Origin of the sequence: Wolbachia endosymbiont (group B) of Ischnura elegans (assembly GCF_947251585.1) — a bacterium.
Classification (GTDB): Bacteria; Pseudomonadota; Alphaproteobacteria; order Rickettsiales; family Anaplasmataceae; genus Wolbachia.
On the sequence record NZ_OX366371.1, the window covers coordinates 1,859,634 to 1,885,988 of the forward strand.

General features: G+C 34.6%; 23 protein-coding genes, 1 tRNA gene and 1 pseudogene. 8 read left to right on the forward strand and 17 right to left on the reverse strand.

What is annotated here, in order from left to right:
* The first annotated feature begins 63 nt into the window (after positions 1-63).
* The 3 genes from nuoE to OPR58_RS09655 all read left to right on the forward strand — a co-directional run bounded on the left by nuoE (position 64) and on the right by OPR58_RS09655 (position 2,414).
* Positions 64-564 (forward strand): NADH-quinone oxidoreductase subunit NuoE, encoded by a 501-nt coding sequence (nuoE, locus tag OPR58_RS09645; protein WP_064085503.1) that lies wholly within the window; start codon positions 64-66, stop codon positions 562-564.
* Complete coding sequence (tgt, locus tag OPR58_RS09650; RefSeq protein WP_265022562.1) at positions 565-1,776, forward strand: tRNA guanosine(34) transglycosylase Tgt; 1,212 nt, start codon at positions 565-567, stop codon at positions 1,774-1,776. It abuts the gene before it with no gap.
* A gap of 215 nt (positions 1,777-1,991) precedes the next feature.
* Complete coding sequence (locus OPR58_RS09655; RefSeq protein WP_265022563.1) at positions 1,992-2,414, forward strand: DUF6444 domain-containing protein; 423 nt, start codon at positions 1,992-1,994, stop codon at positions 2,412-2,414.
* Positions 2,415-2,677: 263 nt separating this feature from the next.
* Here the strand turns inward: OPR58_RS09655 and tnpC (OPR58_RS09660) are convergent, their stop codons facing one another.
* Positions 2,678-4,021 carry an IS66 family transposase gene (gene tnpC, locus OPR58_RS09660; RefSeq protein ID WP_265022247.1) on the reverse strand — a complete coding sequence of 448 codons (1,344 nt, stop codon included), beginning with the start codon at positions 4,019-4,021 and terminating at the stop codon, positions 2,678-2,680.
* A gap of 139 nt (positions 4,022-4,160) precedes the next feature.
* Positions 4,161-5,069 carry an IS110 family RNA-guided transposase gene (locus OPR58_RS09665; RefSeq protein ID WP_265022564.1) on the reverse strand — a complete coding sequence of 303 codons (909 nt, stop codon included), beginning with the start codon at positions 5,067-5,069 and terminating at the stop codon, positions 4,161-4,163.
* A gap of 234 nt (positions 5,070-5,303) precedes the next feature.
* Between OPR58_RS09665 and tnpC (OPR58_RS09670) the strand changes: the two genes are divergently transcribed.
* Positions 5,304-6,242: an IS66 family transposase gene (tnpC, locus tag OPR58_RS09670; protein ID WP_265023147.1), complete on the forward strand. Its 939-nt coding sequence runs from the start codon at positions 5,304-5,306 to the stop codon at positions 6,240-6,242.
* A 205-nt stretch (positions 6,243-6,447) separates the two neighbouring features.
* On the opposite strand, the gene OPR58_RS09675 is transcribed toward tnpC (OPR58_RS09670), so the two are convergent.
* From OPR58_RS09675 to OPR58_RS09715, 9 genes are all read right to left on the reverse strand, one after another.
* Positions 6,448-7,476: an ankyrin repeat domain-containing protein gene (locus OPR58_RS09675; RefSeq protein ID WP_265022565.1), complete on the reverse strand. Its 1,029-nt coding sequence runs from the start codon at positions 7,474-7,476 to the stop codon at positions 6,448-6,450.
* 91 nt (positions 7,477-7,567) lie between these two features.
* Entirely contained in the window at positions 7,568-8,347 is a 780-nt protein-coding gene (locus tag OPR58_RS09680; RefSeq protein ID WP_007302062.1) for an SDR family oxidoreductase, read from the reverse strand.
* Between the two features lie 5 nt (positions 8,348-8,352).
* Positions 8,353-8,997, reverse strand: a complete 645-nt coding sequence (locus OPR58_RS09685; protein WP_320109911.1) for an alpha/beta hydrolase — start codon at positions 8,995-8,997, stop codon at positions 8,353-8,355.
* 208 nt (positions 8,998-9,205) lie between these two features.
* A complete protein-coding gene (locus OPR58_RS09690; RefSeq protein ID WP_265022567.1) occupies positions 9,206-10,315 on the reverse strand; it encodes an ankyrin repeat domain-containing protein in 1,110 nt (369 codons plus the stop codon).
* 162 nt (positions 10,316-10,477) lie between these two features.
* Positions 10,478-10,843, reverse strand: coding sequence for a hypothetical protein (locus OPR58_RS09695; protein ID WP_265022568.1), 366 nt, complete (start codon positions 10,841-10,843; stop codon positions 10,478-10,480).
* A 94-nt stretch (positions 10,844-10,937) separates the two neighbouring features.
* Positions 10,938-12,734 (reverse strand): aminopeptidase P family protein, encoded by a 1,797-nt coding sequence (locus OPR58_RS09700; protein ID WP_265022569.1) that lies wholly within the window; start codon positions 12,732-12,734, stop codon positions 10,938-10,940.
* 8 nt (positions 12,735-12,742) lie between these two features.
* On the reverse strand, positions 12,743-14,791 hold the full coding sequence (gene mnmG, locus OPR58_RS09705; RefSeq protein WP_265022570.1) for a tRNA uridine-5-carboxymethylaminomethyl(34) synthesis enzyme MnmG: 2,049 nt from the start codon (positions 14,789-14,791) through the stop codon (positions 12,743-12,745).
* Positions 14,792-14,880: 89 nt separating this feature from the next.
* Positions 14,881-15,219, reverse strand: coding sequence for a hypothetical protein (locus OPR58_RS09710; protein WP_265022571.1), 339 nt, complete (start codon positions 15,217-15,219; stop codon positions 14,881-14,883).
* A 368-nt stretch (positions 15,220-15,587) separates the two neighbouring features.
* Positions 15,588-15,663, reverse strand: a tRNA-His gene (locus OPR58_RS09715).
* Between the two features lie 144 nt (positions 15,664-15,807).
* Between OPR58_RS09715 and murJ the strand changes: the two genes are divergently transcribed.
* Together murJ and OPR58_RS09725 are read left to right on the forward strand one after the other, a co-directional pair.
* On the forward strand, positions 15,808-17,304 hold the full coding sequence (gene murJ / locus OPR58_RS09720) for a murein biosynthesis integral membrane protein MurJ (RefSeq protein WP_026092648.1): 1,497 nt from the start codon (positions 15,808-15,810) through the stop codon (positions 17,302-17,304).
* 396 nt (positions 17,305-17,700) lie between these two features.
* A complete protein-coding gene (locus OPR58_RS09725; protein ID WP_265022572.1) occupies positions 17,701-20,181 on the forward strand; it encodes an AsmA-like C-terminal region-containing protein in 2,481 nt (826 codons plus the stop codon).
* A 69-nt stretch (positions 20,182-20,250) separates the two neighbouring features.
* On the opposite strand, the pseudogene OPR58_RS09730 reads toward OPR58_RS09725, so the two are convergent.
* From OPR58_RS09730 to OPR58_RS09745, 4 genes and pseudogenes are all read right to left on the reverse strand, one after another.
* Positions 20,251-20,472: pseudogene (locus tag OPR58_RS09730) on the reverse strand (ankyrin repeat domain-containing protein); the annotation flags it as partial.
* A complete protein-coding gene (locus OPR58_RS09735) occupies positions 20,445-20,699 on the reverse strand; it encodes an ankyrin repeat domain-containing protein (protein ID WP_265022573.1) in 255 nt (84 codons plus the stop codon). The pseudogene OPR58_RS09730 and the gene OPR58_RS09735, both read right to left, overlap by 28 nt.
* A gap of 53 nt (positions 20,700-20,752) precedes the next feature.
* Entirely contained in the window at positions 20,753-21,928 is a 1,176-nt protein-coding gene (locus OPR58_RS09740) for a phage portal protein (protein ID WP_265022574.1), read from the reverse strand.
* 273 nt (positions 21,929-22,201) lie between these two features.
* A complete protein-coding gene (locus tag OPR58_RS09745; protein WP_265022575.1) occupies positions 22,202-22,732 on the reverse strand; it encodes a hypothetical protein in 531 nt (176 codons plus the stop codon).
* Positions 22,733-22,848: 116 nt separating this feature from the next.
* Between OPR58_RS09745 and OPR58_RS09750 the strand changes: the two genes are divergently transcribed.
* Positions 22,849-23,808, forward strand: coding sequence for an IS5 family transposase (locus tag OPR58_RS09750; RefSeq protein WP_265022212.1), 960 nt, complete (start codon positions 22,849-22,851; stop codon positions 23,806-23,808).
* A gap of 29 nt (positions 23,809-23,837) precedes the next feature.
* Here OPR58_RS09750 and OPR58_RS09755 read toward each other — a convergent pair whose 3' ends face one another.
* Entirely contained in the window at positions 23,838-24,515 is a 678-nt protein-coding gene (locus OPR58_RS09755) for a hypothetical protein (RefSeq protein WP_265022576.1), read from the reverse strand.
* Between the two features lie 99 nt (positions 24,516-24,614).
* Positions 24,615-24,992 carry a hypothetical protein gene (locus OPR58_RS09760; protein ID WP_265022577.1) on the reverse strand — a complete coding sequence of 126 codons (378 nt, stop codon included), beginning with the start codon at positions 24,990-24,992 and terminating at the stop codon, positions 24,615-24,617.
* 94 nt (positions 24,993-25,086) lie between these two features.
* Between OPR58_RS09760 and OPR58_RS09765 the strand changes: the two genes are divergently transcribed.
* Positions 25,087-26,046: an IS5 family transposase gene (locus tag OPR58_RS09765; protein WP_265022212.1), complete on the forward strand. Its 960-nt coding sequence runs from the start codon at positions 25,087-25,089 to the stop codon at positions 26,044-26,046.
* Positions 26,047-26,355: the final 309 nt, after the last annotated feature.

The window sequence follows — 26,355 nt, forward strand, 5'->3', positions numbered from 1 at the left end:
AGTCTAATTGCAATTGTTAACTCTTCAAGTATAATTTGTTGAGATTTACATGAACCTTATTAGATGAAAGAGAAAGAAGAGCAGTTTAGTTTTACACCAGACAATCTTAGCAAAGCAAAAAAGTCTATAGAGATGTATCCTAAAGGTAGAGAAGGAAGCGCTGTTATGCCTTTACTGTATCTAGTACAAGAACAATGCGGATGGGTTTCTGAATCTGCCATGCGCTACGTTGCTGACATGCTTCATATTCCACATATTCGCGTATATGAAGTGGCAAATTTTTACACCATGTATAATTTAAAGCCAGTAGGTAAATATCTAATACAAGTTTGTAGAACAACTCCTTGCTGGTTATGTAATAGCGAAGAAGTGTTAAATACCTTTAAAAAGAAACTAGGAATCAATATCGGTGAAACCACTAAAGATAATCTATTTACTTTAAAGGAAGTTGAATGTCTTGGTGCATGTGTTAATGCCCCTGTTGTACAGATCAATAACGATTTTTATGAAAACCTCACTCCTGAAAAAGTGGAAAATATCATAGCAGAACTTTCAAGTAAATAGATGGAAAAGTTCTCGTTTAGGATAACCAAGCAATCAGGTTCTGCAAGAGTTGGAACGATCAAAACTCCAAATGGAAGTATAGAAACACCAGCATTTATATTTTGTGCAACCAAAGCTGCTATTAAAGCTGCAGATATCGAGAGAATCAGAGAAGCAGGTACTCAGATAATACTTTCCAACACCTACCACCTAATGCTCCAACCGGGAGAGGATACTGTGGCAAAGCTTGGTGGCTTGCACAAGATGATGGGATGGAGTGGGCCAATGCTCACTGATTCTGGTGGATACCAGATATTTAGTTTAGGACACGGATCAGTTTCAGAAGAGATAAAGGGAGTAAGACAGAAACAAAAAACTCTGATCAAAATTAACGAGGATGGGGCAATTTTTCGTTCTTACATAAATGGTAAAACTTATTGTCTAACTCCTGAAAAGTCGATACAAATTCAACAAAAATTAGGTGCAGATTTAATCTTAGTTTTAGATGAATGTACTCCATTTCACGTCAGCAAGGAGTACACAAGGAAATCGATGCTCATGAGCCATAGATGGGCTGAACGTTCTTTAAATGAATTTGAAAAAAATAATAATTGCAAACAGGTGCTTTATGGAATTAGTCAAGGCGGAGTGTATCAAGATTTGCGTAGAGAAAGTTGTGATTTTATCAACGATTTGCCATTTTTTGGTCAAGCAATAGGTGGATCACTTGGTCAAAGTAAAGAGCAGATGTATGATGTAGTTTCCTTTACTATGGAACATTTAAAAAAAGATAGGCCTACTCATTTGCTTGGTATTGGTGGAATTGTAGACATTTTTCGTGGAGTAGAGCTTGGAGTTGATACATTTGATTGCGTGCATCCAACTCGCCTCGCAAGACATGGTGGCGCGCTTGTTAAAGTAAAAAATAGAGATTCTATTTCTTCAAAGTGCAAAGAGCATATTAATTTGCGAAATCAACGATTCGAACTAGATGATAACCCAATTGAGAGTGATTGTTTGTGCTTTACCTGCAGAAAACATTCAAGAGCTTATATACACCATCTACTGAAAGCTAAAGAGTTGCTGGCTTATACACTCGTTACCATTCACAATGTTTTCTTCATGAATAAGTTGATGGAATCAATAAGACAAGCAATATTGAATGATAGGCTAGATCAGGAAAAAAATAATTGGATTAGTGAAATACCGCTGCATTGTGAATTATATACCTAGTTCATATTTTGCACATGTGCGTTGCATTTTTTAATCTTCTTTAAAAACTTGACAGTACATTATATATACGGATATACTAGAAATATAATTTTTGTGAGGCATTTATGGTTAAAAATAAAGAAAAACATCAAATGTAACCGTTCACGGAGATAAGGTGGTTTACAAAGTAAGTATAAAAGTGTAAAGAGATAGGAAGCTAAATATGGAATGGGTAAATGACAACAGTGCTGCAAGAAAAGGTTGTAGCAGAAAACGCTAATCTCAAGGAAGAAATAAAAGCACTGATCAGAGAAAATGATAGCTTGAAAGCAAAAATAGTTGAATTAGAAGACAAATTGGGCTTAAATTCGCAAAATTCATCGCTGCCACCATCACGAGATATATATCGTAAGAAAGCAAAAAAGAAAAGTGATAAAAAACCAGGAGGTCAGCCAGGACATAAGGTGCATAAGCGTGAATTAATGGCTGCAGACGAGGTAGTGAGATGCACAATTGATACAATTTGTATGTGTGGAGGTAAGATTACTTTAGAAGATGAAATTATTCATCAGAAGGCAGAGTTGCCAGAAATTAAGCCAATTGTAACTGAGTACAGGTTGCAAAGAGGACATTGTAGCAGTTGTGTTAAAAGTCAATAGAAAAATTGATGTAGCTGTGAATAAGTACTTAAAATTTGTGTGGGCGTACTTATTCACAGCTATGCTATTGCTATATAGAAGCAGTTTTAGGGCTATACTCCTCAGTAAACAGTCTACCGTCTCTTACTAAAGAGTTAGCAAGGATAAGTAATTTTCTCATTGCAGCGTAACCGTTCACGGAATATTCCCAATTAGGCAGGAATAGCGACTAAATTCTGTAGTTTCTGGACAGGATTCTGTAACCGTTCACGGAATATTCCCAATTAGGCAGGAATAGCGACTAAATTCTGTAGTTTCTGGACAGGATTCTGATCATTCAAACGTGCAGTCAAAAATATCGAAAGCATTCTTTCAATGAACTTTTCTCCACGTTCTGACCAAGTGAAAAAACTATTTTTACGATAAATGACGTACCGTCTAGCCTGACGTTCTGCAAGGTTATTGGTTGTCTCGATCAGATCAGGATTGCGCACGAATCTCCACATCATATCTTCAGAACGTAGTATATTGGCAGCCATTCTCGAGGCCTGAGTTCCTTTTGCAACCCTTGTTATCTCTCGCAAAAAATGTTTCACCCTTTTTCGAATCTTCCTCATTAACCGGAAAAATCTTAAATTGTCTATCAGGTTTTGTTTACGTGCTCTATCTACCACAAATACCCTGTTGCTCAGCGATTTTAATGCTGCGCCAATTCTGCTCACTTCAACATTTTTACTGTAAAAAAACCTTTCAAAGTCCCTTGCTAAATGGGCCCAGCATATCTGTCTGTTTTCACGATTAAAGTAATTATACGCAGCATACCTATCGCTTATAACTATTCCATCATACTCTGGCAATAGCCCTTTTAATATCTTCTTTCCGCGAGATCCAACTAACTTCATAAGTGTTGCTGTTTTATTCGTTACTACCCAACTCCAACCTTTCTTTCCCTGGTTCCTATGGCTTGTTTCATCTATATGTAAATACTTGCTTTTCCGTAGCTCTTCTCTTATTTTTTCGTATTCAGATATACATTTTTCTGATACTCTACCCTCGGTCTTTGATACCAAACCTAGGCTTATATTCAGATTAAATATGCTGCTCAAAATTTGCTGTACTTCCCTTTTTGAATTGATAAAAAATCCACTAAAACTGCTAATTACTGCTTTTGCATTAGCTCCTAAAAGATCCCTTGTCACACCTTCAGGCAGACTAGCTGAGATCCTTTTCTTACACGCCTTACAGTAGCCTTTTTGTAGCCTATATTCAGTCACTATCGGTTTAATTTTTGGCAATTCAACCTTTTGATGCACAGTTTCTTCTTCTAAAATAACTTGGCTTCCACACATGCAAATTGTATCAATTGAACATTTTACCACCTCATCTGCTACCATCAATTCCCGCTTGTGCGCTTCATGTCCTGGCTGCCCGCCTGGTTTTTTATCGCTCTTCTTTTTTGTCTTTTTGCGATATACATCTTGCGATGGTGGCAGCGATGAATTTTTTGAATTTAAACCCAGCTTATCCTCTAGCTCAATTATTTTTGTCCTTAACTTATCATTCTCTGCTTTCAGAGTACCAACTTCTGACTCCAATACCACAATCTTTTCTTGTAGCACCTCTATCATCAACCCCTCATCTATCTAGTTTATTGTTTTTTATACTAATTATGCAATTTTTGTAAACTACTTTCTTATACCGTGAATGGACAAAGTTGATAAGCCTAAACGCCATCATGTCTTTAGGAGAGTCTGCTAATGAAGGCTCTTAAGTTGACGCCATTGCGTGAACGGTTACCATTGCAGCAGTAGAGGTAACTTTATATGGTTTTTTATATTGATTGTATAGCCTATCAAAGAAGATTTTTATATAAGAATTGTACCTTTGCGCACTAAGAATGCACATATGTAAAACCTTTCTAATTTGTGATCTACCACCCTGAATACACCTTTTTCCCTTACTAAAACCACTATCTCGATTAAAAGGTGCAACTCCGGAAAGGCTGGATATTTCTTTATGTTGGAGAGTTCCAAGCTCGGGTAGATAACAAATAAAAGTAATAGCTGTTATTGCACCTACACCAGGTATACTAGTTATTGACATGTACTTTTTTTTAAGCTCTTGATTTTTATCGACTAATTCCATTACCTCATCTTCTAAGACTTGAATTTGATTTTGTAAAACTGCAAGTAGCTCTTCCATTTGTTTGATTATAGATAAATCGGTTACTTGATGAGCTTGGGTTTTTTGTATTTTTGCTATTTCTACTAGTTGATTCCTGCGAGATAATTTTTGCTTCAAACAGTCAATACTACTAACTTTTAAAGGAGTGACACGCATGTCTGTATTACTAACATAACGTGAGATGATGCTACAGTCTATTTTATCAGTTTTAGTAGCAATACCAAGGCTTTTTGCATAATCTCTCACCCATCTTGGTTGAATGACATATACTTCAAAACCATGGCTTAATAAAGTATAAGCACATAATTTTTCGTACCCACCAGTTGCTTCAAGTCCAACTTTGGTTACGTTATGTAAACGCAAAAAGTCGATTATTTGATCAATAGCTTGAACGTTATTTTCAAATACTTTATGATGTCCAAGTGGATGAATATGGATATCTAGTTTATTTTTGCTAATATCAATGCCAGTAATAATATTTGATAAATTCATAATCCCTCCATAAATAATGTGTATACTGCATTTTCCACCCTTATATACGAGCCTAAAAGCTCAACCAGTTGTTCGGAACTTTCAGTATAATAAACCAGAGAGGAGAACCTTGCTGCAAAACGGTCCTTATGACCAAGAGTATGTACGGTTCCTCCTCTCTGCGTGTCTTTATACCGCCATTTCGTGACATTTATAAAGACTTGTTTTTAACATATAAGAGTATGTAATAAAAGAATTACAGCAAATTTACCCGAAGGTGTTGCAAGAGATTTTCTAGGACCCAATGCTAAAACAGTTATAAGCAGCCTTAGCGGCTTTTTTATTAACTCAAAAAGAGAGGTACAGCAAATTTTGGGCAGTATTTTTAATCTAAATATAAGCCTTGGTTTAGTCTCAAATACTGAACGCAGGGTATCGAAGAAGTGTGCATCTGAATATGAGAAAATGAAGGAAGAGTTGCAAGGAAGCGAGTATTTGCATATAGACGAAACAGGGCACAGAAATCAAGGAAAGAGAGGCTGGAGTTGGGTAATAACAAACAAAGCGTTGACACTTCTGAAGGTAAGCGAGTCTCGTGGTAAGAAGGTGTTGAAGAGTTTACTGCCAGAATATGATGGTATAGTTGTGAGCGATAGATACGCTGTATACAATTACTTCAATCGTGAAAATAGACAGATATGTTGGGCACATCTGGCAAGAGATTTTGAGAGATTTGCCCATAGTAAAAATGTTGAAGTGAGCAAAATTGGCCAAGCACTAAAATCGCTCAGCAATAAGGTGTTTGTAGTAGATAAGGCAAAAAAACAAAATTTGATAGATAATTTGAGATTTTATCGACTGGTGCGAAAAATTCGGAAAAGGGTAAAACATTTTTTACGTAAAATGACGAGGGTTGCAAATAGCACTCAAGCTTCAAGAATGGCCGCTAAGATGTTACGATCTGAGGATATGATGTGGAAGTTTTTAAGAAAACCTGAAGTGATAGAAACAACTAATAACCTTGCAGAACGGCAAATTAGACGGTACGTAATTTATCGTAAAAACAGCTTTTTCACCTGGTCAGAACGTGGAGAAAGATTCGTGGAAAGAATGTTGTCGATATTTTTGACATCACGTCTAAATGGCCAGAACCCCTTTCAAAAGCTACAGAATCTAGTAGCTGTCACTGCTTAGTTCTTTAATTCATTCTCACAATCCGTGAACGGTTACTTCTTTTCTTGTATCTCAGTTCCCATAATGTCATCCCAGTGCGTGACACCCATTTCTTTCTAGTGCTTCCTTCCTTGTCATCACAGCTTCCATAATGTCATTCCAGTGCTTGACACTGGAATCCATGTAAATTTAACTGGACGCCAATGTCACAAACTAGTTTTCTCATCTATCTTATTTTGCTACTCTGCTGAACAGATACGTCAATTTTATCTACTGATGAGCTAGGTTTGTTGTTCTTCACATGTTGTGACAAAAGCTCCTTAACTCCTTTTTTCACAAGAAGTACTGAATTTGTATCCTTTTCAAGCATAAAAACTGTAGAGTTTTCAATTATCTCAGCTATTTGTAAAGGAGTATCTCCTGAAAGGTTTTTAATATTAGGATCAGCATCTTTTTCTAGCAGTAATCTTGCCATTTTTTCATTACCTTTCATAGCTGCTATATGTAGAGGTGTATTGCCAATCTTATCGCCAATATTGACATTTATTCCTTCTATACTAAGTAATAACTCAACTATTTTCTTATGGCCATTATCAATAGCTATACACAAAGGATTCATACTGGTATCACAGCCATTGACCTTAGCACCATTATCAAGAAGCAACTTGACTACTGCTTCATGCCCATTCTGAGCAGCTAGATACAAGGGTGTGACATTATTTTTTTTATCTACTATGTTAACATCAGCATTTTTTGTGCTAATTAATAGTTCAACTATTTCAGTATGTCCGTTCTGAGAGGCTAAGTACAGAGCTGTTATACCAAATTCATTGTCTTTAGCATCAATCTCAATTTCTTGAGTATTAAGTAACACCTTTACAACTTCTACAAGTCCATTTTGAGCAGCAATATGTAAAGGTGTCTTACCATCAGTACAGTCTTTTATATTGGGATCAGCTCCCGCTTTAATTAACTCCTCTACTATAGCTTTGCTTTTAGCTACAACAGCAAAGTGTAAAACTGTACTGCCTTTAGTAGTTCTTGCATGAATATTAGCTTCTTTACTGATTAGTAACTTTACTACGTCTAAATGTCCTGAATAAACAGCAAAATGCAAGGCTGTAAATCCTTTTTTATCCTTGATATTGATATCAGTTTTTACATTAAGTAATAACCTAACTTCATTTATGTTACCATTATAAGCGGCTTGATGTAATAGAATATTTTCAACCGGGAGCGATTGAGTGCTGAACATATTTACCTCTATATAATAGTATGCCTAGTGGTACTACATCAAAACAAGGAACATTCAAGAAAAATTTTTTGCATCTGGCAATCTATTTTCTCTATTCTAATATATACAAACTCTTTAAACCCACCTTGTAATCAGGATAAACTAGAGAGACACCAAGGTCTTTTTTAATTTTAGTATTGCTTACTTTTTTTGACCCTAAATAAAAACCCCGTGCGTAATTTGGTACGGAAGAAATCTCAACTGGCTCTGGAGGGCTAATATTGAGAAGCTCGGCTGCATACGTGACCACTTCAGATTGCGTAGCAGGTAAATCATCTGCACAATTGTATATCTCATAAGGCTTTATATTTTGCATGGAAGAAAATAAAATATTCGATATATCTTCAACATGAACACGAGAAAAAATTTTTTTCACATTTCTTGCTTTGCCAAGCTGCAGGTCAATTAGCGCATTTCTACCAGGACCATATATCCCAGCCAAACGAAAAATATGTACAGGCAATTTGCTACTTAGCCACTTCTTTTCAGACTCAAGGCGCTTTTCTCCTCTAATTTCTATAGGCTTTGTTTCAGATTCCTCATTCACCCAATTACCACAGTGGTCACCATAAACATTAGTTGCAGACAGATAACCAAGCCATTTAATATTCTCCAGACAATGACCGTATCTCTCCATAACATCATCGCCGTCTGGAGGAATAGAAACTAAAACATGCGTTACGCTTTTAAGCAGATCTTGATCAACCTTTTCATAATCAAAAAGTTGTATATCTTTATTTCTTGATGTACCGTTAACTTTCCAGCCTAAATTTAGCAATTTTTTCGATAGAAATTTAGCTACATATCCGTAACCAAAGCAAAACAAGTGCATGGAAATTAATTTCCAAAATTCTTCTTGATAAACTCAACCCCTAACCTTATTCCTTCTTCATTAATAATATGGCCTAATCCATGAATTGGGTATCCTTGAGCGTTTACTCCATTTTCTTTCAGAGCTTTAACCGCTAAATCAAGGGACGAAAAAGGTACCACATCATCAGCGTCACCATGAATAATACATATGTTAGGTTTTGATTTTATCTGCGGTGCAGTTTTTGAAGGCGAAAGAAATCTACCAGAATACGCAACAACTGACGCACAAGACTGAAGCCGGGTAAGAGCCAAATGTATTGCAAGCATTGCCCCTTGAGAAAATCCAACTAAAGAAAGCTGAGTATCTTTTAAATTAAGCTCCTTTAATTTTGTATCAATAAAATGATTTACAATTGATGCAGCATTTTTCACCCCATTATATAGTGCTTCTTCACTACGATCCTCTAAACTAAACCACTGATAACCATCACCTATTTCCCTCTCAAACGGAGCATTCGGTACCACAAAACATGAATCGGGTAAAAATTTGCTCATAACTTTAGCAAGGTGAGCGAAATTATCGCCACTTGAACCCCAACCATGAAAAAAAATAATCAAATTTTTCTTATTTCCATTTGGACAAATTTCTTGGCTTTTAAGTTCAATCATCTCTTTTGTGTTTATGTTTTTTTGTAAAACTGACTCATGCATCAATATTAAACAAAATTCTATAAAATTCAAGAATTTCCACATCACCCAAAAAGGTAAAATACTATTTTAAAGATAAAAATCCTATTTAAAAACAAAGCAGTATCTCAAAAGAGCTATATCTTTTCAAATACTTTTTTATTGTTATTTAAATCCGAGCTTCTCGTCCTTAGCATACTGTCGGCCAGGTACTCCATTGAATAGTAAGGATATTTTTAAGTGCAGTAACTACAGCTATATCTGGATCTTCACGTTTTTCTCTTTTTACTTTTATAGCTAAATAACCAACTACTGCACCCAATAATAAACCAGTAACAGCTGATGTTGCACACGTTGCAATAGCTGCTTGTGTATTATATGCTACCGCAAAACCTGTAATAAAACCTACTGCACCACAAACGCTAATGCAGACACGCTCCTTCCGAAGTTCTATTTCATTAATTTTTCGTACATGATTTTTCAAGTACTTTCTTACATCTTGAGTAGTACGTGTTAGAGCAGTTGCTCCATAGTAGTTTTTTGTGTTAGCATCTGCTTTTGCTTCTACCAGGCACTTTACTATACCTAAATCACCTCTCTGAGCAGCTAGCATTAGAGGAGTGTTTCCTTTTCTATCTTGCGTATTAACATCTGCTTTTGCCTCTACCAGGCACTTTACTATACCTAAATGACCATTTTTAGCAGCAAACATTAGAGCAGTTCCCCCAAATTCATTTTTTGCATTAACATTTGCTTTCGCTTCTTTTACTAGATACTTTACTACATCCAAATGACCATCTTCAGCAGCAAATATTAGAGGAGTGTTTCCAAATTCATTTCCTGCATTAACATCTACTTTTGCTTCTTTTACTAGATACTTTACTACATCCAAATGACCACTTGCAGCAGCAAACATTAGAGAAGTGAATTCAAACATATCTTGTGCATTAACATCTACTTCTGCTCTTTCTACCAGGTATTTCACTGCCTCTAAATCACCATTTTTGGCAGATGAAAATAATTTAAAAAGTAGCTCAGTACGACTTCTAACTATTCGTGCAATTGATAATGCTTGTAACGTAGAAGGTTGTCTCAATTCTTGAGTATCACCTTCTAATTTTGGTACAAGATTTTTTAGCCAAGGAGCTACATGTGTGAAATAATTAAGATTCTCTTTTGTGAAACGATTCAATAAATTTTTTACAGTATTAGATTTGTCACTTTCTTCAATTTCTCTATTTATACCATAATATTCTAACAAAGCATCAAGTATTGCTTTATTGTTAAAATTATACACCATTTACTAGCCCCCTGAATAAACTTCGAAACCATCTTAATCCCTATTAAGGAATGAAAGCATTTTGTAGACTTTTTCTTTTAATACTTATGCCTTTTATTTAAAATTGGAATGAGAGCAACCTCACTACTGCTATAGCTCTTTGAATACTACTTGTAATAAAAACTACTTAGCTTCAACTTTCTCTATCAATTTCTTGACCAAGCCTCTCAATCTTCTGCTGGAATCATCAAGCTCTTGAATTTGTGAAGAATCTTTTCCCATGAGCTCTTTGTGATTACTCTTTATGTAATCATACATTTCCTTCATCTGAGCAATCATCTTGTTGATATCCATACCACCCATATCAGGTATCATGCTAGGCATATTTCCTTCTAGCATACCACCAGCCATAAGTTGCTGAGACATTTGCATGAATGGCTTTAAGGTCTGTTGAAGCAAATTAGGGTCGCTTGCCAATTTTTCTATTTGCTCTTTGCAAGTATCCATGTACTGCTTCATAAATTCATCATCTTGCATTTTATCTGTCATAATTACACCTATTTGAAACTAATATTATATATTGTTTTTAATTAAAAACAATACAAGAACAACTATATTAATACTTGATTAAATAACAAATTAACTATTTTAAAGGTTCACATACTCTCTTTAACCATTCCTTATCTTTTATGCCATTTTCTATATTTTTATAAACAAATTGGTGATAGCTATTTATCCATTTAACTTCATCTTCAGTAAGCATTTGTATATCTATTAGCTTTTTATCATAAGGAACAGAGGTCAATTGTTTAAAGCTTAAAAAGACGTTTTCTCGCCTTTCAATATACATCAGATTCTCAATTCTTATTCCATACTTTCCTGGAATATAATAACCAGGCTCGTTAGAAAGTATCATGCCTGGAATGAGTTCCACTTTATTTCCTCTTGATATTGCTTGCGGTCCTTCGTGTACCGAAAGGTAACTTCCTACTCCATGTCCTGTACCGTGCATGTAATCCATTCCAAATTTCCATAAATGTATACGCGCTAATATGTCCAATTCTCCACCAGTAGTGCCAGAAGGAAAGACCGCACTTGCTATCGCAATGTGAGCTTTTAATACTATTGTGTAGTGAGCTCGTTGCTCATTGGTTGGACTACCAATTGCTATAGTTCTTGTAACATCGGTTGTGCCATCAAGGTACTGACCACCAGAGTCAATTAAATACAGCCCATCTTCTTGAATGACTTTATTTGTCTTATTGCTTGCACGGTAATGAATGATTGCTCCATTCTCGTTGAATGCTGAAATTGTTGGAAAACTCGGTTGCTTAAACAAATTCTGCTCTTTTCTGTATTCTAAAACTTTTTCTTCAGCTTCAAGCTCAGTAATTTCACTGTCAATATTGTTTTCAAGCCAATATAGAAAATTTATAACTGCTACTCCATCTTTGATGTGCGCACTTATAGCTCCAGTTATTTCAGTTTGATTTTTTACTGCTTTGTGAATCAAACAAGGATCCTCCTTCTCAATTATCTGCTTATTTTCTATTAGACCTCTTTCATTACTTATTGTCATCCCAGTGCTTGACACTGGGATCCATGCTTTTTTATTTCTGGTCAAGCACTGGGATGACACCGAAGCTGATTTTTCATTTAAATAATGGTTATACAAGGGATCTATTGCATTCATAATGCTCATTGGAGTCGTGCTTGGATCTATCACCACCAAATTTAACTTATGTAGTGAATTTTCTAGCTCACTAATATCAAAAACATTTATATGGTTATCAAAATTTGCTTCTATAGTTGAATGTTCTTTATCTTGAATAAATAAATCAACATTGGCATTTTTATACAATATAGCACGACCCAATATACAAGGAGTATATTCAGCACTTTCATTTCTTAAATTTAATAACCACGAAATTGAATTTGGATCAGTCAGAAGCACTGCTTCAGCCTCTATGTTTTTAGCTACTCTTTCACATTTATCCTTACCACTCTCACCAGATACATGTGAGACTATTGTTTGTGCTTTATGACTACTATCTTTTTTAATTAAGTATGGTACTAGTTTACAAATGCCTTCATATTTTCTTATGTCCTTCATAGTAAAATATTGCGGATAGTAACCCAGTGAGGTAGTCAATGTTAAGTTTGCTTTTACCCATTTGTGTGGATCCTCTTCTTGTATATTATATACTCGAAAACTGCCCTGATCGAGCTGACTGCGAGCTTGTGTGATATAGCGTCCATCTGTAAAAAATGGGCACTTATTACTCTTTGTAACGATAAGTAGCCCATTTGTTCCCGTGAAGCCACATAACTCTGCTAACTCTTTTGAATATTCATTTAAATACTCGTCTTTAGTATTCAACATAAATGCATCAACATTTATTTCGTGCATAAAAGAGCGAAATTCTTCGATTTTTGACATGGAATACCTTACGCAGAATTAGCAGCTATTTTCGTTTTCTTATTCCTAAGGTACACTAATATGCTAACTATCGCTGCTGGAGTGATACCTTGTATTTGCTTCGCAATACCAATTGTTGCTGGCTTTATTGACTGCAACTTTTCTATCACTTCAGTTGACAAGCCTTTAATCTGTGAGTAGTTGAAATTAGTTGGAATTTGAGTATTAACTTCCTCTTGTAGAAACTTCATATCGGCTTCTTGTCTTACTAAATAAGGCTTGTATTTTGCTTCAATTGCAACTGCTTCATATATTTCATTCTTGGCTATGCTATCAGTTATAGTGTTATTCCAGCACATGACGCTGGAATCTACATTTTTTTCAGTGTCAACTGCATCCATTCTATCATCATTCAAGTACTGGATCCCAGTGTCAAGCACTGGGATGACAGGAAGAGGTGCTTTGGTGTTATGCAAGTAGCTGACACTGGAATCCATGTTTAACTCTGGCCATATTTCTCGTAATTTATTCCAGTCAATATTTGGATAACCGAGCAAATCTAATGCTGTTTTTCTTATTCCATCATAAGATATTTTAATGCCATAGGACCTGAGCTGCTCAGGAGTAATTGTTAGGCTCTCTAATTTCTCCTCAAGTTGCTTAATGGATTTAAGTTTACCCTGCAAAACAGAGTATCTCTCATGCGACACAAGAGAGATGTCATAACCTTTTTGTGTCAATCTTCTATCTGCATTATCTGACCTGATTGCCAGTCTATATTCTGCACGCGAGGTGAATAATCTGTAAGGCTCAGCAATTCCCTTAGTGACCAAGTCGTCTATCATTACACCGATATATGAGTCTGTACGATGAAGAACAAAACTTTTTTGAGATAAAGAGAATGCTGCATTGATTCCGGCAATAATTCCCTGCCCGGCTGCTTCTTCATATCCAGTGGTACCATTAATTTGACCAGCAAAATATAGTCCTTTAACTTTCTTAGTTTCGAGAGTATGAAATAGCTCTCGTGGATCGATATAATCGTATTCAACTGCATATCCAGGTCTTAATATTTCTGCATTTTCAAGCCCTTTTATACTCTTTATCATTTCATACTGCACTTCGATGGGCAATGAATTTGAAATTCCATTTGGATATATAGTGTTATCATCAATCCCTTCTGGTTCTAGAAATATTTGGTGATTATTTTTTTCTGCAAATTTTTTAACTTTAGTTTCAATTGATGGGCAGTATCTTGGTGCAATAACGTTATCTAAATATGAAGAAGCTGATCTGTGAAGATTCTCTCGAATTACTTTGTGTGTATGTTCATTAGTATGAGTAATAAAACATGAAACCTGAGGCTGGTTAATTTTCTCTGTAAGATAAGAAAATGGTGTAGGTGGATTGTCACCCACTTGTTCTTGTAATACCGACCAGTTTATAGTGCCACGATCAAGCCTCGGTGGAGTTCCGGTACGTAATCTGCCCAGTTTAAAATCATACTTCTTTAGCGTATTTGCAAGCTCTATTGCAGGTTTATCTCCCATTCTTCCAGAAGGAGTTGTTTGCTCTCCTATATGAATCACACCACGTAAAAAAGTCCCTGTAGTCAAAACAACTCTGCTTGTCAGTATACGTTCACCTGAGTCTGTTATTACAGCTTTTATATAAGATTCTCCATTGCTATCACTTTCGATAAGAAAATCGTCAACTGACTCTTCTTTTACTGTCAAGTTGTTATAATTTAGAATAATTTCCTGTATTGCTTTTTTGTATAATTTTCGGTCTGCCTGTGCACGTGGGCCCCATACCGCTGCGCCTCTGCTGCCATTTAAAACGACCGAGTGTATGCTTGCTCGGTCGATAGCTCTCCCCATTATTCCATCAAGGGCGTCTACTTCTCTAACTACAACACCCTTTGCAACTCCTCCAATTGCTGGATTACAAGACATCTCTCCTATAGTTGAAATTTTGTGAGTTATAAGTAGTGTGTTTGCACCAAGGCGAGCTGCAGCTGTAGCTGCTTCACACCCGGCATGACCGCCACCTACTACCACTACATCGTACTTATGCATCTTCTTGAGTAATTCCTACTCTATAATATTCCAACTATCAGTGATTGATGTCAAATTTTACAGATTACAACATTGCACACTAACTTAGCTCAAACTGCCGTCTCTCTCGCAGAAAAAACTTTTTCAACTTTGGGAAAAATGATACTTTTATTAACTTCTTCTTCCGGAAAGGTAATACATTCATCTACTTCTTCTTCCTGAGATATTTTGACATATGTAGAATCTGTAATCGAAATTGCACTTACTGCAGATTTAATTGCTGTTTCATCTACACAATGCACTATAGCTACAGTTGCAAAAAGCCCTAAAATCGGTGCTATCAGCCCTATCATTCCACTTATTAATGTAAATCCTATTTTTGGATTAGGAAAAATAGCAGCTATGCTTCCAGCAAGTGTAACTCCAATTGCAGCGCTTGTAGATATCATCAAACTCAAAAAATTTGCTACTTTTCCATGATCCTCCTCAATAGGATCTCTTTTGCAAAACTTATATAGCAAACATCCTACGTGAAAATCGCAATCAATGCTGGAGCTATACAACCAGCAATTCCACCTATGGCTAAAGGTGATGAAGTGTCAAAACTTAACCACCAAGCTAATACTCCTAGTGCTGACACTATACTATAAGCTAACAAACAAATATACATACAATCCCTCTCACTAATTAATAGGCATCATTTTTACTCTAAATCGCAAACTTCCCCTCCGCCATCTAAATACTAAAGCAACAAGGAATGCTAACGGACGTGCAAAAATATCTAATGTTTATATTTATGTAAAGTGGAAATTTTTAGTGGGGCGAGCGACCAGGATTGAACTGGCGACATTCAGTACCACAAACTGACGCTCTACCAACTGAGCTACGCCCGCCAAGGTATAAAATTTCTAACACACAAGCATAAATAGTCAATTAATTATTTAAGCTACCTACTTTTGCATAGAGTTTTAAGTTTAGCGAATAAACATTTTCATTTATGCTTTTAGCATTATAGTTAATCGTATTGAAATCGTGATATGTTTAAAAGTATTTTCACATTTAGTTTTTTTACAGCTATTTCAAGAATTTTAGGGCTAATAAGAGATGTATTGATTGCTACAGTTATTGGTGCAACTTCTCTTGCAGATATATTCTTTTCCTCGTTTCGCTTTGCTAATTTATTTCGATCGTTTTTTGCAGAGGGAGCATTTACTACCTCATTCATACCATTATACTCTGCAGAGTCATATGATAATAAAAAGGCATTTAATTTCGCAAGTAGTGTAATATCCATTACGTTTATTATTCTAGTAATTTTTTGCCTTATCACACAAACCTTCTTCCCTTACATGATCAAAATCTTCACTCCTGGATTTGACCAAAATAAATTTACCTTTACTGTAACTTTGTCGAAAATTATGATGCCCTACATAATCTTCGTGTCAATCGCATCACTTATTGGTGGAATGTTGCAAGTAAAACAGCATTTTGCTTCAACAGCTATTTCACCAATCATTTTGAACCTCTGTTTAATCATCAGTTTGTTTTTACCTTACATTGAAACACCGGCTCATAACCTTTCTATAGCTGTCCTGATTGGAGGGATTTTGCAGCTACTTTTAATAATATTTAGTGCATACAAATTAAAGGCTTTCTTTTCTTTTAGTTTAGAATTAAGTAACGAAGTAAAATTATTTTTTAAACGTGTGATACCTGCAATTATCAACAATTGTGTAATACAAATAAGTGTATGGATTGACACAATCATGGCGAGTTTTATACCAAATGCAGTTTCTTATATATATTATGCCGATAGACTAAATCAACTACCGCAAGGAGTAATTGGCACTGCAATTGGTACAGTACTTCTTCCTCTGATTTCAAAACGAATAAATGATACTGAGAATATAGTCAAAATACAGAACAAGGCCCTTAATATAGGGTTAATATTAATTATGCCAATAACTGCCGCTTTTATCATTATTCCTGACATAATTTTACTTACGCTTTTTTCTTACGGCCGATTTGATTATTATGCAGTGCAGCAAACTGTTCCTACATTAGTAGCATTTTCTCTTTCTTTACCCGCATTTATTATAAATAAAGTATTGCTACCCACATTCTTTGCTAGGGGAAAGCTAAAAATACCAACTATGTTCTCATTAACGTGCCTTGGAATTAATGTAATACTAAATCTCATATTAATGAACAAATACCAACATATAGGAATTGCTATTGCTACTTCCATTTCCACTTGGATAAATTCTATTTTATTGATTAATTATTTAACAATAAATAAGATGTATAAGATTAGCCAAGCATTATTACTAAATATTGTAAAAATTCTCACTGCAACATTGGTTATGTCAATAGTTCTTTATCTCTCTAATTACTTATCAGCAGGGTTGTTTTTCGATAGAGGGCTAGCTCGTATTGTTTATTTAGTAACTTTAATAGCTTTGAGTGTTATTATTTATTCTAGCACTCTTTACCTAATTTTTAGAGGAAATTTGAATAATTTGAAATATGTATAAATTACACCCTTTGTATTGCTATATGTCATTTCAGCTGCTATTCCAATATCCACTCCTTTCATCCCATAACCTATTCCTGTCATTCCAGCACCTATTCCTGTCATCCCAGTGCTTGACACTGGGATCCAGAAATTTTGTTGATTATATAATCTGGAAAACCTTATTTAAGTCACACTGGATCACAGTGTCACACACACAACTGTATGAGTGTTGTGGTTTGAGAGCAATTTCCACTGGGAACCCAGTGCTCATCAGACCAGCTTCTCATGTAAAAATGCTGTGTTTTAACATAAGAATAGCTACTTTTTTGCTAATTAACTTAATGTCTAATCAAATTTCCTGGATCCCAGACTGGGATGACAAGAAGAGAAGGGATGCTGGAATGAGAGGTCTATTATGAAACTTTCTTTATACGCCATATCATCAATCTTGTTTCTATTAATTCTCATGCACGTTGCTGCAACTTTTAAGGATTGGAGTGGCTACAGAGAATATATCGTAAAAGAGTTAGAGAAGACGTATGATGCTAAAGTACATGTTGGAGGAAAAATTGAAGTTTCGCTCATTACTCCAAAACTTACTATTCACAATGTATATGTACAATATAACAAAAACAAGGAACAAAAATTATCAGATTTAATTAGTGCAAAAAAAATTGAAATAAGGCCATCGTTGTTTTCATTTTCATTGCAACCAAAGTCAATCTCATTTTTGGGCATGAAAAGCAACAAAGAAAATTTACTTAATATTATAAATACGAAAGCCAATGATAATATAGTTGATATATTAATAAAGGACAGCCAAATAAGTTTTAACGCCGATACTATTAACATCAAGGAAGTTGCTATAAAAAAAAATAAGCAGTTTTTTGGTGAAGTACAGATTGGTGACAACAATTACGATTTTTCTGGAAAGGTTAATGTCACAAAAAATAATGTACACATTAGTGTTGATTCAAATTTTGCAAATTTGCTATTTAAAGGTAATAGAAATCAACAGGGTAATTTAATACTGACAATCAATAACAGTTCCGGTTCTGTGAGCAATTTAGCAAAAATCATTAATCTTAGCTTCCTTTCTTATGTGATTCCCAGCGAAAATATTGAGATATCATCCAATATCAATCTCAATGAAAGCGAGTTTACGGCAACTGATTTAAAAATTGAGTCCAAAAGCATGCAAGGCACTGGTATAATACAAAATGATAGAAAAAGTGATCATACTAATATCAATATTAGTTTTAGTAAAGTCGACCTAAAAAACGGCTCACACAAAACAACAGATATGAAGGGTCTTTTAGAATCTTTTAGAGAGGTTGTGCCAAAGAACCTGAGCTTGGATTTTAATATGGAAGCTTCAAATATTCAATATCAAAACAGGATATTGGACAAATTTCATGCTACGCTAAAATTTGCTAATGGCGAAATAAACGTTGATACTCTTCTTCAATTTCCTGGAACCAATAATATATCTCGCTTATCAGGAAGAGTTTCAAACAATGGCAACTTGTCTGAATTTAATGGTGATATATTGATAAAGGGTGAGTCGTTCATTTCACATATTTTACCTTCTATCAAGATGCAAGAAAGAGAGAAAAGTCAATTTACAGCAAGTTCTAAACTATATTTAGCACCTAGAATATTATCTCTTTCAGATATCAGATTGCTAAATAACAAAGAATCTTGGCAAGGATCAATTAAGGTAAATCACACAAAAAAACACAATATGATCGATAGCAAATTTAGCATACATAACATTAATATAGATAAATATGATTATTCATTATTCAGCAAAGTGCAATGGCTGAAAAATCTTAAATATGATGTAAATATAAGAACTAGTGTTAAAGATTCTATATTCAATGGCACAAAAATTGAAGATTTGGATTTTTCATTAAAAATACAAGAGAACAAGCTAGTTGCAGATAAAATAAAGTTATTCGGAGAAGATTTCGACATTACCGGTAGTGTAAAAATATTAGTGGATCAAAAATACACTAAGCCTTTATTAGACGTAAACCTTACAGGTAATAAATTTAATGGAAATATCTTTAAATTACCAAAACTATTAGAGGTAAAAAGAAACTCAAGAAATGAAATAAATCAAATTCAATGGTCAACAAAGCGGCTTAATTTTTTAGATGAGAAAGGAGATTTTGATGCAAACGTGGAAATCAAAACTACAGAATTTAAAATTGGGCAAAACGTCTTAAAAGATTTTAACTTGGATACAGTGATAAGAAACAACACTATCACTATCAAACAGATAAGTTACATACTAGAACATGGACAAATGTTTTTTCAGGGTTATCTAAAAGCAGGCTCAATTCACACAAAATTTTCTATTGCAAATTTGGACACCAAGGAAGTTATAGGAGTTAATAACATAAATGGCAAGATAAGCTTAAGTGGTGAAATCAAAACTCAAGGGACAAGCTTTGATGATTGGGCTAGTAACTTATCAGGAAATGTAAACTTTCAAGCACAGAAAATAGAGTTTACAAATGTGGATTTTAATTCATTCATCACTAAGTTGTTAAGCAGTAAGAATAAACCTGAAATTTCCAAGCTTGCTTACGTTGATATATATAATGGCAGTACGCTTTTTGAAAATATTAATGGAAAAGTAAGTATTAACAGTGGTGTATGTTCAACTAGTTCACAGTTTAGTATCGATCAAGCATCAGGTTCTATCTCTTCTAATTTAATCTTATCTAATTTCTCCTTAATTTCTATATTCAGACTCTTTTTCATACTACCAAATCATAATAGTCCTCTTTATATCGATGCACACTTAGATGGCCCTATTTGGTGCCCTAAGATGAGTTTTGATGTAGACCAAATTTACAACACCTTAGTTAGCAAGAAAAATAGTTAACTCATTTAGATGTAGGATTTAAGGGACCATCTATCTTTAAGTTAGACCTTAGTAAAAGATGTTCTACTCTCACCAATGATAAGACTGATTGATTGTTTGTACATTCTCAATGCTTGCGTCGCTGCAGCTTGTGCTTGGACTCTCTGTCTCTCCAAGCAATAAACGTGTTATCTCCCTATAGTCTTCGCGAACAGATAAATGTAAAACAGTAACACAAGAATTACTTGATGTATTAATATCTGCTCCTTTTTCAAGCAATAATTTTACCATACTTGTGTGGCCTGAACGAACAGCATAGTATAAAGGAGTATAACCGAAACGATTTTTATATCAATAACTGCTCCTTTTTTAAGCAATAATTTCACTTGCTCTAAGCGATTTCTTTTAGCAGCGTAATGTAAAGGAGTTTCACCATTACGATCTGCTGCATTAATATTTGCTTTGCGTCTCGATGACAATTCTATATGAGGAAGAGTAAATCGAGAATTACTTACTGAATTTCCTTGTTCTTGATACATAAAATACCCCCAGTTTATTACAGCTTAGTATAAATATCTACACTATATAAATATCAATTCAACTTATCACCACCGGGTAACGGTGGCAAGCCAAAAGCTTCTCTTTTTTCATTGAGCGTCATGAAGCTTGCGTTTTGCACGTATTTCCACATCTTTTGTCTTTTCTCCATTAGAATTTCTATCGCGTCTTTATCATATGACAAACATAAATCTTTACCAAACTTGGGCACTAGCCAAGAATTCAGGTGACAGATAATATTTTCTAGCGTTGGTAAAATCGTCTGTTCCCAAAGGGAAAGACGTGCTTCGATCAAATTGCTATAAGTATTATCACCTGGTATGCCAAGCAACTGCGGCGGAACGCCAAAAGCTAGCGCAATATCACGAGCTGAGCTATGTTTTGACTCAATAAAATCCATATCCCTCGGTGATAAGCTCATTTCCTTCCACTCTAAACCTCCTTCAAGCAATATAGGTCTTCCAGCGTTGACAGGACCTGAGTAATGATCATTTATCTGTCCTTTTAAGCGTTGGTACTGCTCTTGACTTAAGTTTCCACCACTTCCATCCTTTTCTGATTTTACAACTATTGCACCACTTGGTCTTGCTCCATTTTGCAGCATTGCCTGATTCCAAGCACCAGCCTGATTATGCTGATCTATACTATATGCAACTGCCTCAATTGGTGAAAGTCCATACCAATCATTCAAAGGGTTAAAGGTTTTAAGATGCAGTACTGTTGAACGCCCAGTCAATTTATCAACTTTAAAGTCATAACTGTTGTTATTTACGGTATAACGATAGGCATAAGGAACGTTACTTCTCCCCGGAACAATTTCAACCCTATCAGGGCGCAGAAGATAAAGCTCTGCTGGTTTGTTCTGCAGCTCAATCATCAATATATAAGAATTGCCGTTAACTAACCGATAAGTTACAATCCCCTCAATAAATTCTGATTTTGATGTCATTGGATTAGGAGAATAAAGTAACTTCAGTAACGGATGTGCTTTTAGTTGCGATTTTCCCTGATCAGTAAGCTGGCAGAGAGTAAAAGGTACCGAAGATGCAGCACTTGCGATCATATTAATTGCTCGAAAGGCAATAACATTTTTTATGTAACCTTCCTCAGCAAAACTTACATAATCACGCCTACTCCAACTTGGTTCCATCATTAGTTGCAAAGCAGAGTATTCACTGCTTTTCTTTCTTTGAAAAATATTAAAATTCATATGTGCCTCCTGAAAATTTTGTTAAAAATTTGAAATTGTAGTTGAATTATATCAATTAGTGTTACAAGAATGATGTCATCCCAGTGCTTGACACTGGGATCCAAGAATTTAATTGTAGATAGCGCACTTAACTAGTGAGCATAGCTGTTTTATACCAGAACGAACACCTTTGACTAGATTGTATGAAAAGCTGGATCCCAGTGTCAGCTACTCGGATGACAAACATGGACTACTTCAACTACACCATCGTTAAAGAAACCAGAAAAGCTGTTATCAAAGCTGAAGCTCTCCTTGAAATCCCTCAACTTTTGGATTGTTAAGACTTCTACTTACAATACTATTTTGTAACAAATCTCTTTGTACATATGAAGCAATGGGCTTAACAATAAGTGCAGCAACTAACGCAACTGCAACTGCAACTGCGGAGATAATCAATGCCATACTTAGATTTGCAATAATAAAACCATTACAAGCAACAATCGCCAGCCCAGCAATTGGGAGTGATGCTTTGTTTACAAACTTCACTGACTGTACCTTACTTGCAAAAATTTCAGGATTTTTTCCATTAATTAAAAAACCATGCTCTGCTGCACATTTTCCTGGTTTCTTTCCTTCAATTTTTTTACCATTGTCCACTGCCCAGATTATAGGGTCCTTATCATCAAGTTTTTTATCTGTTTCTATTGCCCAAATCAGCGGATTTTTGCACTGAGACATAAAAAACTCTCTTGATAAGTTGATAATATCTTTAAAATCGCTGCCAATTGCTGATGTAACATGTAGCACTTCTGAATACTCTCTCATAGTCTGAATGGCTTTGTTGCATAGCTAGTGTTGGTTGAGGTTATTGTAAGGAGAAAAGCTTATGGTTACTAACGCATTTTGTTGTAAAATAGGCATTTTTCAAACAAGTATAACTTATGCCACAAAAAATGAGAGTAAGTAACCAAAGAGAATATAATGAGTTTCTAAAAAAAAGAGGAAATGTTTTTCATTTTGTTAATCAAGCCATAGAAAATTGGTATGAAAATAGTCCAAAAGTTGCAGGTGGCAATAACACTTATAGTGATAAAGTTGTAATTTTAATACACATAATAGTTCATCTTTTTAGAATTGGCTTGAGACAAGCTGTAGGTTTTGTAAAAGGTTATATGGTACAAATAGGCAAAAAACTTAAGATTATCAGCTATACACAAGCTTCCAGAAGATTTAAAAAGCTTAATTTGAAGATTGATGACCATAGAAGCAATAAAGATGATCTGGAAAATGTTGAAATTGCCGTAGATAGCACTAGAGTTAGTATCTACAATAATAACGGTGGGCATAGTAAGCTTAATATTCGAAAAAGAAAATACAGTGGTTATGGTCAAGTAAGAAAATTACATGTTATTTTAAACATAAATGATAAGAAAGCAATAAGCATGAACTACACTAGTGGTGTTGCTGTAGACTATTTGCCGGTCTGCGATATGTTAGAAGAAGTCAGTGATAAATATAACATTTGTTCTATTCGAGCAGATGCGGCTTATGATATAAAAAGTGTGTATAAAGAATGCAGAAAATACAATATTGTGCCTATTATTCGCCCTAGGAAGGATACTAAAATTTGTTTAGCTGACTACTTATCAGAAAGAAACAAGTATATTAGTAGAATTAGGTCATATGAGAATTATGAAGATGGTATTAATGAATGGAAGAAAAAAGTTAAGTATGGAGCACGGTCTTATATTGAAGTCTTTTTCTATAGGTTGAAGCAAATATTTGGGTTTGGCTTGAAAAATAAATCAGAGGTAAATCGTGAAAAAGAGCTGTTAATTAAGTGCTACTTACTGAACAAATTTACTGATATTGGTATGGCTAAATTTAAATTAGCTGCGTAAGTTCATTGTGATTTACATGCCTATCAGTGCTATGCAACAAAGCCAGTCTGAATTTGACTCTTTAACCTCTGCTTAAAGTAATTACCTAAACTATTGCCCTCATCAGATACAAACTCCTTAGACTTAGATGAATAGCTAAACACTTCTTCACAGAAACCATGTGACACGTTACTAGAAATATATCTAAGAGTAAACTTCATTTTAGGGTTTAGAAGTTGATTTAAACTACTAGCTTTTTTATCTATTAACCTATCAATCAGTTCCTCATTTTCAGATATAGTCCTAACATATGCGCTTAACTCAAGTGCCAATTTTTTATAATCCACTTTAATTCCAAACAAGTCTTCAAGGTTATGCAAGAGGATTTGATTCCAATGGTTAACACAATAGTAAAGTGACCTACCATGATCAATTTTTGCCCAGAGTTTTTCTTTTACTTTTTCACCCTTTGCATTTTCATATTCCTTTTCTATTACACCAAAATTTTCTGGTTGTATAGTATCAGCTTCCCCGAGTAATATTTGTGCAGCTAATATTTTCTCAAAACCTTTTGCATCTTGGTAATTTTTGCCTTTTTCCTGAAGATCCATTAATGTTGTAAATTTGTCCAAAAACTTTGATCTCAAATGAAGTTGCCCTTGATTTTTCTCTTGCTCAATGCGCTCTTTAAATTGATCATTACCATTAGCAAATCTTTCCTTTGGCAAATCGTTATTTGTTACCAATTCAACAATTGGAGCTCTGTCATATAAAAACAGCTTATATAAATCACCAGCAACATATTCCCTGATAAAATCAGCAATATTTCAGTCGTCATAACATATACTGTTTTCTACTCGCTGCCATGATGAATTAATCATATAATCTATCACAGAATCTGAGCAATAAGAATATTGCAATTTTGCAGCTTTTCTTGATCCTTTATAAAAGGATTTTTTGAATTGTTCTAGTTTAGACTGTTTTTCCTCTTCTGTCAGAGTATGGTTTAGAACAGACTTAATCATGAAAGCTGCCTTGTCACCTTCATTGTCGCTATACTCGTGCTCTGCTTGAAACCCTGAGCTGTAGCCCGCTTCTTTCTCTCTTACTTTCTTGAACTCGCTTATAGGCTGCAGTGTTCTATCGTGTAAATGTTTTTCAAGAAGCTGAGTTTCTTGTTCAAACTCCGGATGGCTTTGTTGCATAGCTAGTGTTGGTTGAGGTTATTGTAAGGAGAAAAGCTTATGGTTACTAACGCATTTTGTTGTAAAATAGGCATTTTTCAAACAAGTATAACTTATGCCACAAAAAATGAGAGTAAGTAACCAAAGAGAATATAATGAGTTTCTAAAAAAAAGAGGAAATGTTTTTCATTTTGTTAATCAAGCCATAGAAAATTGGTATGAAAATAGTCCAAAAGTTGCAGGTGGCAATAACACTTATAGTGATAAAGTTGTAATTTTAATACACATAATAGTTCATCTTTTTAGAATTGGCTTGAGACAAGCTGTAGGTTTTGTAAAAGGTTATATGGTACAAATAGGCAAAAAACTTAAGATTATCAGCTATACACAAGCTTCCAGAAGATTTAAAAAGCTTAATTTGAAGATTGATGACCATAGAAGCAATAAAGATGATCTGGAAAATGTTGAAATTGCCGTAGATAGCACTAGAGTTAGTATCTACAATAATAACGGTGGGCATAGTAAGCTTAATATTCGAAAAAGAAAATACAGTGGTTATGGTCAAGTAAGAAAATTACATGTTATTTTAAACATAAATGATAAGAAAGCAATAAGCATGAACTACACTAGTGGTGTTGCTGTAGACTATTTGCCGGTCTGCGATATGTTAGAAGAAGTCAGTGATAAATATAACATTTGTTCTATTCGAGCAGATGCGGCTTATGATATAAAAAGTGTGTATAAAGAATGCAGAAAATACAATATTGTGCCTATTATTCGCCCTAGGAAGGATACTAAAATTTGTTTAGCTGACTACTTATCAGAAAGAAACAAGTATATTAGTAGAATTAGGTCATATGAGAATTATGAAGATGGTATTAATGAATGGAAGAAAAAAGTTAAGTATGGAGCACGGTCTTATATTGAAGTCTTTTTCTATAGGTTGAAGCAAATATTTGGGTTTGGCTTGAAAAATAAATCAGAGGTAAATCGTGAAAAAGAGCTGTTAATTAAGTGCTACTTACTGAACAAATTTACTGATATTGGTATGGCTAAATTTAAATTAGCTGCGTAAGTTCATTGTGATTTACATGCCTATCAGTGCTATGCAACAAAGCCACTCCGGATCTTTAATATGTAATTTGTCTATATTTATATCTGGCATAACTTTCTCCTATAAAAAAACTAAAAAAATTTTAATCTAAATGTTAAATATCTATTAATAATGGTATATTTAGTAATAAATGTCAAGTCTTTCATTATCACAAGACAGTGGCAAGTTTTTCGTTATACGACTTTGCATGGAAGGCTTAACAACAACCTAAACTTACTTGAAAGCTAAGCTAATTATTGAGTAATATAAAACTGAATGAAAGAAATTGAA